The organism is Brevibacterium sp. AGC70 (genome assembly GCF_057334195.1).
Genome location: NZ_JBHFIH010000001.1, coordinates 265,696 through 278,076, shown reverse-complemented (window position 1 = coordinate 278,076; position 12,381 = coordinate 265,696). Strand labels below are relative to the sequence as shown.

The 12,381-nt window shown below is 63.2% G+C and carries 11 protein-coding genes; 6 read left to right on the top strand and 5 right to left on the bottom strand.

Annotation, left to right across the window (positions count from 1 at the left end):
* Positions 1-53 precede the first annotated feature (53 nt).
* Positions 54-995 carry a D-2-hydroxyacid dehydrogenase family protein gene (locus tag ACE03M_RS01215; protein ID WP_485932294.1) on the top strand — a complete coding sequence of 314 codons (942 nt, stop codon included), beginning with the start codon at positions 54-56 and terminating at the stop codon, positions 993-995.
* A gap of 123 nt (positions 996-1,118) precedes the next feature.
* Here ACE03M_RS01215 and ACE03M_RS01210 read toward each other — a convergent pair whose 3' ends face one another.
* Positions 1,119-1,940 (bottom strand): aldo/keto reductase, encoded by an 822-nt coding sequence (locus ACE03M_RS01210; RefSeq protein WP_143922426.1) that lies wholly within the window; start codon positions 1,938-1,940, stop codon positions 1,119-1,121.
* Positions 1,941-2,179: 239 nt separating this feature from the next.
* Positions 2,180-2,698 (bottom strand): adenine phosphoribosyltransferase, encoded by a 519-nt coding sequence (locus ACE03M_RS01205; RefSeq protein ID WP_143922427.1) that lies wholly within the window; start codon positions 2,696-2,698, stop codon positions 2,180-2,182.
* Positions 2,699-2,793: 95 nt separating this feature from the next.
* Between ACE03M_RS01205 and ACE03M_RS01200 the strand changes: the two genes are divergently transcribed.
* A complete protein-coding gene (locus ACE03M_RS01200) occupies positions 2,794-3,399 on the top strand; it encodes a protein-L-isoaspartate O-methyltransferase family protein (RefSeq protein WP_143922428.1) in 606 nt (201 codons plus the stop codon).
* A 305-nt stretch (positions 3,400-3,704) separates the two neighbouring features.
* On the opposite strand, the gene ACE03M_RS01195 is transcribed toward ACE03M_RS01200, so the two are convergent.
* The gene (locus tag ACE03M_RS01195; RefSeq protein ID WP_186293046.1) at positions 3,705-3,992 is read right to left on the bottom strand and encodes a hypothetical protein; all 288 of its coding nucleotides are present in this window, start codon (positions 3,990-3,992) and stop codon (positions 3,705-3,707) included.
* 90 nt (positions 3,993-4,082) lie between these two features.
* Between ACE03M_RS01195 and ACE03M_RS01190 the strand changes: the two genes are divergently transcribed.
* Positions 4,083-4,559 (top strand): hypothetical protein, encoded by a 477-nt coding sequence (locus ACE03M_RS01190; protein WP_186293047.1) that lies wholly within the window; start codon positions 4,083-4,085, stop codon positions 4,557-4,559.
* A 205-nt stretch (positions 4,560-4,764) separates the two neighbouring features.
* Here ACE03M_RS01190 and ACE03M_RS01185 read toward each other — a convergent pair whose 3' ends face one another.
* Positions 4,765-6,618, bottom strand: a complete 1,854-nt coding sequence (locus ACE03M_RS01185) for an ABC transporter ATP-binding protein (protein WP_485932292.1) — start codon at positions 6,616-6,618, stop codon at positions 4,765-4,767.
* Positions 6,615-8,399 (bottom strand): ABC transporter ATP-binding protein, encoded by a 1,785-nt coding sequence (locus ACE03M_RS01180; protein WP_485932290.1) that lies wholly within the window; start codon positions 8,397-8,399, stop codon positions 6,615-6,617. The genes ACE03M_RS01185 and ACE03M_RS01180 overlap by 4 nt, the downstream gene beginning before the upstream one ends.
* 345 nt (positions 8,400-8,744) lie before the next feature.
* Between ACE03M_RS01180 and ACE03M_RS01175 the strand changes: the two genes are divergently transcribed.
* From ACE03M_RS01175 to ilvC, 3 genes are all read left to right on the top strand, one after another.
* A complete protein-coding gene (locus ACE03M_RS01175; RefSeq protein WP_485932288.1) occupies positions 8,745-10,682 on the top strand; it encodes an acetolactate synthase large subunit in 1,938 nt (645 codons plus the stop codon).
* Positions 10,679-11,191 carry an acetolactate synthase small subunit gene (ilvN, locus tag ACE03M_RS01170; protein ID WP_096178825.1) on the top strand — a complete coding sequence of 171 codons (513 nt, stop codon included), beginning with the start codon at positions 10,679-10,681 and terminating at the stop codon, positions 11,189-11,191. Before ACE03M_RS01175 ends, ilvN begins: the two co-directional genes overlap by 4 nt.
* Positions 11,192-11,323: 132 nt before the next feature.
* Positions 11,324-12,355, top strand: coding sequence for a ketol-acid reductoisomerase (gene ilvC / locus ACE03M_RS01165; protein WP_143922433.1), 1,032 nt, complete (start codon positions 11,324-11,326; stop codon positions 12,353-12,355).
* Positions 12,356-12,381: the final 26 nt, after the last annotated feature.

Genomic DNA, 12,381 nt, shown 5'->3' with positions numbered 1-12,381 from the left:
CCCCCCCCCCCCTCGGCGAGCATCAGGGACCGACCAACACGAGAGGGACAGGCATGCATATCGTTGTGCTCGACGACTACCAGAACGTGGCGGCGGCTTACGCGAATTGGGAGGCGCTTGGGGCTGAGATAGACTTCGTCACCCGCCCGATCCGTGACACCGAGGATCTCGTGCAGACAGTGGCCGGCGCCGAGGTCGTCGTTGCGATGCGTGAGCGTACTCTCTTCTCCGCCGACCGGTTGTCACGCCTGCCTGATCTGAGGCTGCTGGTGACCACGGGCCGAGTCAACGCCTCCATCGATCTGGATGCCGCCCGCTCGCAGGGGATCACGGTCTGCGGGACAGAATCCACCACCTCGGCGACTCCGGAGCTGACATGGGGACTCATCCTCTCGGTTCTGCGCAGCATCCCAAACGAAGATGCCGCCGTGCACTCCGGCGGCTGGCAGTCGACCGTGGGCGGTGGCCTCTTCGGACACAGGCTCGGCGTCATCGGACTGGGCAGGCTGGGCACCCAGGTCGCCCGTGTCGGGGCCGCATTCGGCATGGACGTCGTGGCTTGGAGCCAGAACCTCGATGAGACGCGTGCCGCCGATGTCGGGGCACATGCTGTGGGCAAGGAGGAGCTCTTCGCCACCTCCGACGTGCTGACCCTGCACTACAAGCTCAGCGAGCGCAGCCGCGGACTCGTCTCTGCCGCGGAGCTGTCGCTGATGAAGCCGAGCAGCATCTTCATCAATACTTCACGGGCGGGCCTCGTCGACATGGTAGCTCTGCAGAACGCATTGGCAGAAGGTCGCATTCGCGGCGCGGGGATCGACGTGTATGACACTGAACCGCTGCCAGCCGAGCATCCTCTGCGCAGCACTCCGAGGACCGTGCTGACCCCGCATCTGGGCTACGTCACCGAGGACACGTACCGAATCTTCTTCACCCAGGCAGTCGAGGACATCGCTGCTTGGCAGGCGGGGGAGCCGATCCGTCAGCTCACCTGAGCCCAGGCAGGTCCGCCGACGGCGAAGGGCCGGCCCAGATGCAAGGAAAAGGCCCACCCGGAGCGATGATGCTCCAGGCGGGCCCTGACCGCAGTCCTTCGGCGCGAAGCCGATGCGACTGGTTCAGTTCACGTCGGCGGGATCACCGGACACGCGACCGCCGTTTTCCAGCGAGTCGATGGCGGCCACCTCGGCGGAGGTGAGTTCGAAGTCGAAGACATCGAAGTTCTGGGCCATGCGGTCGCGGTTGTTCGACTTCGGGAAGACGACGTGTCCGCGCTGCAGGTGCCACCGGATGATGGTCTGCGCCCAGGACTTGCCGTGGGTCGACGCAATCTCACCGATGACGGTGTCCGCGTAGTCGACCTTGCCCTGTCCGAGCGGGCCCCAGGCCTCGACCTTGATGTCGTGCTCGGTCAGCAGCGGACGGGTCTCGACCTGCTGGAACTGCGGGTGGCACTCGATCTGGTCGACGGCCGGGATGATCCCGGTCTCAAGGATCTGCGGCAGGTAGCGGTGGTCGAAGTTCGAGACACCGATCGAGGTGGTCAGACCCTGATCGCGGTAGGAGGGGAAAGCCTCCCAAGTCTCGACCGAGTTGTTGTTCTCCGGTGTCGGCCAGTGGATGAGGTAGAGGTCGACATGATCGAGGCCCAGCTTCTCGAGGCTCTCGCCCAGAGCGCGCTTCGATTCCTCGGCACCGTGGCGGTCGTTCCACAGCTTGGTGGTCACGAAGAGCTCATCTCGGGCAATGCCGGAGTTCGCAATGGCTCGACCCACGCCCTCCTCATTGCCGTAGACGGCAGCCGTGTCGATGTGGCGGTAGCCGACCTCGAGTGCGTCGGTGACGATGCGCTCGGTCTCCTCGGGATCGACCTTGAAGACGCCGAAGCCCAGCTGGGGAATGGTCTTGCCGTCATTGAGTGTGAGTGTTGGAACCGTCAAGGTGCCGCCTTTCGTCACGAATTGGTGGTCTGTTGTGATGCCAGTGCCAGGCACCGCGGTGGCGGTGCCTCTGCGAGCTTATAACGTGACGATGGTGTCCATGCATTCCTGACTGCCGAACCCGACTTGAGTGATCCGTGTCTCGGTGCACTGTCGACGAGCGTAGCCGGAGGACGAGCGAACCCGAAGAATGAACCGCCTCGGCGCGGGGGAGCGGGACAGCCGGCGGCCGCTGTCCGTCAGTCGGCGAAGACGGTGTGCACATCCCCGGTCAGCGACCGACCGCGAAGATCCTTGAGCTCGAGGACGACTGCCGAGCCGACCACCTCTGCCCCGAGCTCCCTCACAAGAGCTTGAGCGGCGGACAAGGTTCCGCCTGTGGCCAGGATGTCATCGACAAGGAGCACACGCTCGCCCTTCTTGAGGACATCGGGCCCCTCGATGGTCGCAGTTCCGTATTCGAGTGAGTAGGAGACTGCTGCGGCCGGGCGAGGCAGTTTGCCTGCCTTGCGGATGGGCAGAATCCCGACTCCTGTCATCGCCGCAATCGTTCCGGCGAAGAGGAAGCCGCGAGCTTCAAGGCCGCCGACGATGTCGAACTGGCCCTCGAACGGTGCGATGAGCGCCTCGGTGACGGCACGCAGTGCAGGACCATCAGCGATGAGCGGTGAGATATCGCGAAAGTTCACCCCCGGCTGCGGGTAGTCGGGAATCGAAGTGATCAGGGTCTGTGCGCGTTCGAGATCGGTATTCGTCACGGGACAACGATACTCGGTGGGGGCTGGCGATACTCGGTGGGGAGCAACGATACTCGGTGGGGAGTAGCGTAGACGCCACCGGATCGGAGGTCGCAGTGGAACCCAAACACCCACAGGTCTCGGTCACCGAGGCCTTTTCCCAGGTACCCCGCGAGTTGTTTCTGCCGAGGGAGGAGCGAGGCTCCGCCTCCAGCAACGTACCGCTGCCGATCGGACATGGCCAGACGAACTCCCAACCGAGCACGGTCGCCGACATGCTCGAGCTCCTTGACCCGCAACTCGGTGATCGGGTCCTCGACGTGGGGTCAGGTTCGGGATGGACGACGGCTCTCCTTGGCGTCCTTGTCGGTCCCAACGGCCATGTGACAGGTGTTGAACGACACGAGAAGCTCATTGAGCGTGCCCAGAAGTCACTGAGCTTGGCCAGAGCGGACAATGGCGACGTGGACAGAGTTGAGATCAGGACCGCGACCGCAGGCGTCCTGGGGCTGCCTGACGAAGCGCCCTTCGACCGTATCCTCGTCTCAGCCGGTGCAGAAATGCTGCCGCGGGAGCTTGTTGACCAGCTGGCGCAGGGAGGCGTCATGGTGATACCGGTCCAGGGTGAGATGCTGAAGGTCCAGCGCTCCAATGCCGAAGTGGACGGTGTCACCATCACAAGGCACGGCCGGTACCGCTTCGTCCCATTGGTCCGAGATTGAAGACCTCCCACGAGCCGGGGCAGCCGTCGGCCACCCGAACCTGCAAAAGCACCGTGCAGGTGGAGTTGTCTCGCAGGTTGAGGTATTCGAAGTAAACCCGATGAATGTTGTTTATTGTTATTTGATGATATTAGCTGCACTATGGATGCATGTATCAAGTGTTTGACACGGCAAGCTTGCTCAGGCTGGGGTTTTCCGATCGTGAAGTTCGCAGGGCGGCCGACTGCTGCCTGGAGCGCGTGGCTCGCGGTCGATTTGCAGTCCGGCGCAGGTGTGAAGACGAACGCCACCGACGCATTTGGGAATCAATCGACCAAGAGGATTCGAGCCTGCTTGAGCTGAAGAACGACTTCCGTGACGTACTCGAAAGGCTGAAGGTTCTCATCAGGGCACGAACCGACAGAATCAACAGCCTGCAGCAGGTTGCCAGTGGCAATTTGCACAGTGAAGTCTTCTCTCACATCTCTGCAGCCCTCCTCTGGGAGTTGGAGGTCTCTCGTCCGGTCGACGAACGTGTTGAGGTGATGCGACCGGAAATCAGTCGGCGTCACACCAATCTGCTCGTCCGGAAGCGAAAGCTCCCGCCTGAGCACGTCGACAGAATCGGAGATGTTGCCGTTACGTCCCTTGCGAGGACGCTCATTGACATCGCTCGTGACTACACCTTGGATGTCAGTGTTCCGATGCTCGACAATGCACTGCGCCGGAACCTTGTGACCAACCGAGAACTCCTCGATGTCGTCGACACGGCCAACGAGGTGAGGAACAGGAATCGTTTGATTACTGCGATCGATTTGACGGATCCGCTCAGGGAGTCACCGGCCGAGTCGATGGTCGCGGTGCGGTTCTTCGAAAACCAGATCCTCGGATTCCGGCCGCAAGTCGACGTTCGCGATGCTCAGGGGAGATTCGTGGCCCGCGTTGACTTCCTCCATCGGCAGGCGATGATCATCGTCGAGTTCGATGGGCGAGCCAAATATTTCCTCAATGATCGTGACCACAGAGCGGCTTTTGACAGAGAGCGCGAACGTGAGCGGCAGCTTCGCGAACTCGGCTACCACGTGGTGAGGGTGTTCTGGAAGGATCTCTTCCGGCAGCGGAGGTTCACGGAGCTTGCCCGATTGGTCAATGCGCGAGTCGCGCAGTCATTGGATACGTGAGGCCGCAAAAGCACCGTGCAGGTGGAGTCGTTTCGCAGGTTGGGGTAGCTGAAGTCATCCGCATCCGCTCCCGCTCCCGCCTCACCTCCGCGCACGCGCCTACCGGTTCGTCCCGCTGATCGACGACCGAGACCGAGCCCTTGACGTCAAGAATGAGTCCCGCGACCGCCACAGCCCTCCTACACCAACGAGTCTCTCCACAGCCCTACACCAGCGAATCCCGCCACGCCTTGTGCAGCTGGGCGAACTTGCCTGCCCCGGAGATCAGCTCGTCGGGCGTGCCGTCTTCGATGATTCGCCCGGAGTCCATGACGAGGACACGGTCGGCGATCTCCACAGTCGACAGCCGGTGGGCGATGATGATCGCGGTGCGTCCCTCGAGAACTGTCGCCAGTGCCTTCTGCACCAGCCGTTCGGAGGGGATGTCGAGATGGGCGGTCGCCTCATCGAGGACGACGATGTCAGGGTTCGCTAAGAACACACGGGCGAAGGACACGAGCTGGCGCTGTCCTGAACTCAGCCGACCGCCGCGCTTCTTCACATCCGTGTCGTAGCCCTCGGGCAGATTGCGGATATAGGGATCCAGGCCGACGGCTGTGGCCGCAGCGATCACCTCGTCATCACCGGCATCGGGATTGCCGATGCGAATATTGTCGGCGATTGTGCCCGCGAACAGGAACGATTCCTGGGTGACCATGACGACGCTCTGACGCAGCTGGGCATCGTCAAGATCACGCAGGTCCACCTCGTCGATGGTGATCCGACCTTCGCTGGGATCGTAGAACCGCGTGACCAACTTGACCAAGGTCGACTTGCCCGCGCCAGTGGCGCCCACGAGCGCCACGATCTCCCCCGCTGGGATGCGCAGGTCGAACCGGGGGAGGACATCGGGACCGTCGCCGTAGGAGAAGCGGACATGATTGAGATCGATCGAGCGCCCGCTGGGCTTCGAAGAAGGGTCCTCCGCCGCCGAGGTGGCGCCTGAGCTCTGGTGGGAACTGTGCGCGGGCAGCGCCCTCGGCCTCGTCGGTGCCACCACCTCGGGATCGGTGTCGAGAACAGCGGCCATCTTCTCCAACGCCGCCGAGGCGGACTGATAGAGGTTGAATGACTGAACCAGTTCATCAAGCGGACCGTAGAACCGGCGCAGGTAGAGGATGAACGCCGCGAGCACGCCGACCTGAGTCCAATCCTCGATGACGAGCCACGCGCCGACGATGATGATGACCGTCTGCGTGACATTGCCGACCAGCCGAGTCCAGCCCGCGAACCAGGCCACGCCGCGCAGGGCATCGGTGTTGGCGTCGCGGTACGCAGTGTCCTCGTCCTTGAGGGTGCCGCGGCGATCGGGCTGCCGGCGGTAAGCCTGAACAGCACGGATCCCGCCCATGGTCTCGACGAAGTGGACGATGACCTTGGCGATCGAGGTCCGAGTCCGACGGTAGGCGTTGCGCTGTGAGGTGTGTGCGGACTTGGTGATGAAGAACAGCGGGATGAACCCGAGGAAGACCACGATGGCCAGGGGCACGTCGAGGACGATGAGAGTGACGGCGATGAACGTCATCTCGAACAGGGCCAGCGCCGTGTCGAAGAGCGAATAGGTGAGGAACTGCTGCACCGACTCCATATCGGAGGTCTGCCGCGACACCAGTCGGCCCGAGGTCGACCTCTCGTGGTAGCCCAAGTCGAGGCGCTGGATGTGCCCGAACAGGCGAGAGCGGAGAGTGTAGACGACCTTCTGCGCAGTGATGCCGACCAGCCTCGTCGAGGCGAAAGCGAGCACCGCCGAGGCGATGGCGGAGATGACGAAGGCGGAGACAGCCCGAATCAGCGGCCCCGGATCACCCTCGACAGCTTTCGGAACACCGTTGTCGAGCGCATCGGCGATGAAGATCGGACCGATGACGAGGAACAGAGCGGTGAGCACGACGATGACGAACAGGAAGATCGCCATCGGCAGATGCGGTCGGACCAGTGAGAGCAGCAGCGCACGGGCCTTCTTCGCGATGTCCGGCGGAAGCTGCTCGACCTCGTCCTCATTGAGACGGGGAATGCTCATCGCGTGCCCCCTTCGGCGGAGTGCTCGGCCGCAGAGCGCTCGACCGTCGAGTGATCGGCCGCACCCATGAGCTCACGGTAGAGCGGTGAGGAGCCCAGCAGCTCATCGTGGGTGCCCAACGCGACGATGCGACCCTCATCGAGGACGGCAACGGCATCGGCCAGCGCTGAGGTGGACGGACGGTGGGCGATGATGAGCGTCGTCGAATCGGGCAGGATCTCCCGCAGCGCCCGCTGCACCCGATCCTCGGTATCGACGTCTACGGCGGACAGCGGGTCGTCGAGGACGAGGATGCGGGGCGCACCGATCACCGCACGCGCCAAGGCCAGGCGCTGTCGCTGTCCACCGGACAGAGACAGGCCCTGCTCGCCGACCTGCGTATCCAGTCCCTCCGGCAGCCGTTCGACGAAGTCCTTCGCGGCCGTGATCTCCAAGGCCTGCCAGATCGCGTCGTCGTCGACCCCGGGCGCACCCATGCTCACGTTCTCAGCCACCGAGGTGGAGAACAGGATCGGGTCTTCGAAGGACACGGACACCAGGTTGCGCACCTCGTTGACGGGCAGATCTCGAATATCGGTGCCATCGACGCGCACGGATCCGCCGGTGACGTCCTGCAGGCGTGGGACGAGGGAGGCCAAGGTCGTCTTGCCCGACCCGGTCGCACCGACGATGGCAAGGGTCTGGCCCGGTTCGATATGCAGATTGAGGTTCTTCAGGGTCTCACGGTCGGTGTCGGCGAAGTGGAAGTCGACATCCTCGAAATCCAGCTCGCCCTTGTAGCGACCTATATCGGGGGCATCGGCGATCCGACCGTCGGCGTCGGTGATGTTGTGCCGGATGTCGATCACCTCCCAGTACCTGGCCGCAGCGGTCAGGGCCATGAGGGCATCGGCGAGGAGGAAGCCGAGCATCTCGATCGGCATCCGCATCACCATCGAGATGGTCACACCGGCGACGACGGTGCCGATCGTCGTCCACCCCTGCACGACGCCCCAGGTGCCGACTGCCACGATGGCTGCCTGGGCGAGTGTGGGCAGAAGGATCAGCACACTCCAGAACCAGGAGTCGAGCTTCGCCTTGCGCACTTCGATGCCCCGGAACTTCCGTGACAGAAGGGAGAACCGCTGTGCAGCCCAGGGAGAGCGGCCGAAGGATTTGAGGATCCGGATCCCCTGAATCGACTCCTCGACCTCGGTGGTGATCTCGCCGACAGTGTCCTGGGAGAGCCGGGAGGCCTCCCGGTAGCGCTTCTCGAAGACTGTGACCGTCGCAATCGTCGGTATGGCCATGATCAGCATGATCAGACCGAAGACCGGCTGCAGGAAGGTGAGGATGATGGTGCCGATGATGATGATCAGCGGGGTCGTCACGAGGAAGGGGATCCCGAAGGCAAAGAACCGTCGCAGCTGCGAGAGATCATTGATCGCGCGCGAGAGCAGCTGCCCCGATTCCCACGAATCGTGGATGGCCACCGAGGTGTACTGGAGTCGGTCGAAGAGACGTGATCGCCAGGTGATCTCCCATTGGGCGACGACGGGAGCGACGAGGAGTCTGCGACCCCAAAGGGCCACCGCCTCGGCGATGCCGATGATGAGGACCCCGAGCACGGGCAGCCACAGACCCGAGAGATCACGGTGGGCGATGGGGCCGTCGATGATGTGACCGGTGATCAGGGGGATGATGAGTTGGATGCCGTTGGCGAGGAGAGTGAGGGCGAGCACAGCGATGTACACGCCGATGCGAGAACGCAGATCGGGCCAGAAACGTAGGAGGGGACGCACCTTTGAGAGCCTAGTCGGGGCGCGTGTCGTAGTCCATGGTTCTCACAATCGAACCTTCCCTTCCTCCATGGGCGGCTTCATGGGCGCGATTGCGGACCCCGCCCTGCGATCTCACCCCTCAGTCGATGTCAGTCCCAAGTTTCGAGACGATCCATTGCGACGTTTGACACGCTTATTGTCAGCGGTGAACTATTGAGCCATGACTCACCTTCTTGTCGTCGTTATTCACCAGCGCGCGGATCTTCCGTAGCCTGTCAACACGACACGTTCCGCGCGCCCCTACCGAAACCGGAGGGGCTTTTTTCATGCGGAGACAAGATGGATCACTAGGAAGGATACGAAACGATGGCAGCCACGCCCTCGGCCCAGTCAGCGGGAACTGGCACTGCGCCCAGCCCAGCCCCGGTGACCGCGACCCCGTCAAGCATTCGACGCAACTCGACCCCTGAGGTCCTCACCGGAGCTCAGGCGATCGTCCGCAGCCTCGAGCTCCTCGAGGTCGAGACGGTCTTCGGCCTTCCCGGCGGTACCATCCTTCCGACCTATGACCCGCTGTTCGAGACCGACAAGATCCGCCACATCCTCGTTCGTCACGAGCAGGGAGCCGGGCACGCGGCCGAAGGCTATGCCACAGCATCGGGCAAGCTGGGCGTGTGCATCGCAACTTCGGGTCCGGGTGCGACGAACCTCATCACGGCGCTCGCCGACGCCCACATGGATTCCGTCCCGATACTGGCCATCACCGGTCAGCAGAGCTCGAAGCTGCTGGGCACCGATGCCTTCCAGGAAGCTGACATCGTGGGAATGACGATGCCGGTGACCAAGCACAGCTTCCTCGTGACCAAGCCCGAGGACATACCCTCGGCGATACTCAACGCCCATCACATCGCGACCACAGGCCGACCGGGTCCGGTCCTCGTCGACGTCACCAAGGACGCCCAGACGGGCACCGCTCCCTTCGTCTGGCCCGAGGAGCCGGCACTGCCCGGGTACCGTCCCATCCTCAAGCCGCATGCGAAGCAGATCCGCGAAGCCGTCCGGCTCATCTCGGATGCCCAGCGCCCCGTGTTCTACATCGGCGGCGGTGTCATCCGCTCCCAGGCGGAGAAGGAGCTGCTCAAGCTCGCCGAGGCGACCAACATTCCCGTCGCCACGACCTTGATGGCCCGTGGTGCGTTCCCCGATTCGCACCAGCTGCACCTGGGAATGCCGGGTATGCACGGCAGCGTGCCCGCAGTGACCGCCTTCCAGAAATCCGACCTCCTCATCACCATCGGCGCCAGGTTCGATGACCGTGTCACCGGCAACCTCGATTCCTTTGCACCGAATGCGCAGGTCATCCACGCCGACATCGACCCGGCGGAGATCGGGAAGAATCGTGACGTCGACGTCGCCATCGTCGGCGATGCCCGAGAGGTGCTTGCGGAGATGCTCACCGAGTTGCGCGGCAAGTTCCCCAAGGCTCTCGAGCGTCAGCGCGAGCCCTGGTGGCGCTTCCTCAACCGCCTCAAGACGACCTACCCGCTGGGCTATGACACACAGGATGAACTCTGCGATCCGCAGTATGTGATCTCGCGGATCTCGGCCCTGACCGGACCTGAGGCGGTCTACGCTGCCGGTGTCGGCCAGCACCAGATGTGGGCCGCCCAGTTCGTCGAGTTCGAACGCCCCAAATCATGGCTGAACTCCGGTGGCCTCGGCACCATGGGCTACTCGGTGCCTGCGGCGATGGGTGCGAAGGTCGCCGAGCCGGACCGGGTGGTCTGGGCGATCGACGGCGACGGATGCTTCCAGATGACCAACCAGGAACTCGCGACCTGCGCGCTCAACGACATCCCGATCAAGGTCGCGATCATCAACAACTCGTCACTGGGCATGGTTCGACAGTGGCAGACCCTGTTCTATGACGGCCGGTACTCCAACACCGATCTCAACACCGGGCATGAGACGATCCGGATCCCCGACTTCGTCAAACTCGCCGAGGCCTACGGCTGCCTGGCCCTGCGCGTGGACAGCAACGACGACGTCGACGCTGCGATCAAGACGGCGCTGGAGACCAACGACCGTCCCGTGGTGCTCGACTTCACGGTCCCACCGGACGCCATGGTGTGGCCGATGGTCGCCGCTGGAGTATCCAACGACGAGATCGAATACGCACGCGGCATTCGCCCCGAGTTCGACGGCGAAGGCGACGAGCAGGCCGAGAGACAGATCGCGGACGCAGGCACGGAAGAAGACGGCACGGTTCGCTCCGTGGCACAGATCGAAGGAGGCCTGGAATGAACAACCGGCACACACTCTCAGTCCTGGTCGAGAACAAGCCCGGCGTGCTCACTCGCTTCACCGGCCTCATCGCCCGCCGCGGCTTCAACATCCACAGCCTCGCCGTGGGCGTGACCGAACATGATGAGCTCTCGCGCATCACGGTCGTCGTCGACGTCAAGGACGTGCCGCTGGAGCAGGTGACCAAGCAGCTCAACAAGCTGGTCAACGTGATCAAGATCGTCGAGCTCGAACCGGCCACCTCTGTGCGTCGAGCCCACATCATCTACAAGGTCAAGGCCAACGCCACCACTCGTCCGCAGGTCGCTGCGGCAGTGGAGATGTTCCGTGCCAAGATCGTGGACGTGGGACCCGATTCCGTCAGCGTCGAAGCCACCGGCGAGCTGGGCAAGGTCGAGGCCCTGCGTGAAGTCCTCGAGCCGTTCGGGATCAAGGAGATCGTGCAATCGGGCACCGTGGCCATCGGCCGCGGATCGAAATCGATCACCGATCGCGCCCTGCGCAGCTGATCGTGGACACTGCGCAGCTGACGTCTTGACGTTCCACTTCGTGGAACGTCAACCATCTCAACAAGTGAACAGCAGTACCGAACTGTGAAACAATGGGGGAGTACCCCAAACCTCTGAAGGAGCAAGAGAACTATGGCAGCAGAACGCTATTACGACGACAACGCAGATCTGTCCGTCATCCAGGGCAAGAAGGTCGCCGTCATCGGCTACGGCAGCCAGGGCCACGCGCACTCACTGAGCCTGCGCGATTCGGGTGTCGAGGTTCGCATCGGCCTCAAGGAAGGCTCCGCCAGCCGCGACAAGGCCGCAGCCGAAGGCCTCGAGGTCGGCACCCCCGCCGAGGTCTCCGAATGGGCCGACCTCGTTGTGATCCTCGCTCCTGACCAGGTTCAGGCCGAGATCTACAACGCCGAGATCGCTCCTAACCTGTCGCCCGGCAACGCTCTGCTCTTCGCCCACGGCTTCAACATCCGCTTCGACTACATCCAGCCGCCAGAGGGCGTCGACGTCATCATGGTCGCACCCAAGGGGCCCGGGCACGTTGTGCGTCGCGAATACGTCGATGGACGCGGCGTCCCCGTTCTCGTGGCCGTCGAAGCTGACGCCACTGGCAGCGCCTGGGAGCTCGTGCTCTCCTACGCCAAGGGCATCGGCGGACTGCGTGCCGGTGGCATCAAGACCACCTTCACCGAAGAGACCGAGTCGGATCTCTTCGGCGAGCAGACCGTGCTCTGCGGCGGCACCTCCCACCTCGTGCAGTACGGCTTCGAGGTCCTCACCGAAGCCGGCTACCAGCCGGAGATCGCCTACTTCGAGGTTCTCCACGAGCTCAAGCTCATCGTCGATCTCATGGTCGAGGGCGGAATCGCCAAACAGCGTTGGTCGATCTCCGACACCGCTGAGTACGGCGACTACGTCTCCGGACCTCGTGTCATCACCCCGGACGTGAAGAAGAACATGGAAGCCGTCCTCGCGGACATCCAGAACGGCAAGTTCGCCGAGCGCTTCATGAACGACCAGAAGAACGGTGCGGCCGAGTTCAAGGAACTGCGCTCGAAGGAAGAGACGCACCCGATCGAGACCACAGGCCGCGAACTGCGCAAGATGTTCGCGTGGCTCAAGGACTCCGATGACGACTACACCGAGGGCACTGCCGCTCGCTGATCGTCACACCACGAAGCCCCGGAAGG

Excerpts from the sequence above, each read along its gene's own strand:
- ACE03M_RS01215 (WP_485932294.1), top strand. The coding sequence starts at position 54 with ATGCATATCGTTGTGCTCGACGACTACCAGAACGTGGCGGCGGCTTAC.
- ilvC (WP_143922433.1), top strand. The coding sequence starts at position 11,324 with ATGGCAGCAGAACGCTATTACGACGACAACGCAGATCTGTCCGTCATC.
- ilvN (WP_096178825.1), top strand. The coding sequence starts at position 10,679 with ATGAACAACCGGCACACACTCTCAGTCCTGGTCGAGAACAAGCCCGGC.
- ACE03M_RS01185 (WP_485932292.1), bottom strand. The coding sequence starts at position 6,618 with ATGAGCATTCCCCGTCTCAATGAGGACGAGGTCGAGCAGCTTCCGCCG.
- ACE03M_RS01175 (WP_485932288.1), top strand. The coding sequence starts at position 8,745 with ATGGCAGCCACGCCCTCGGCCCAGTCAGCGGGAACTGGCACTGCGCCC.
- ACE03M_RS01190 (WP_186293047.1), top strand. The coding sequence starts at position 4,083 with ATGCTCGACAATGCACTGCGCCGGAACCTTGTGACCAACCGAGAACTC.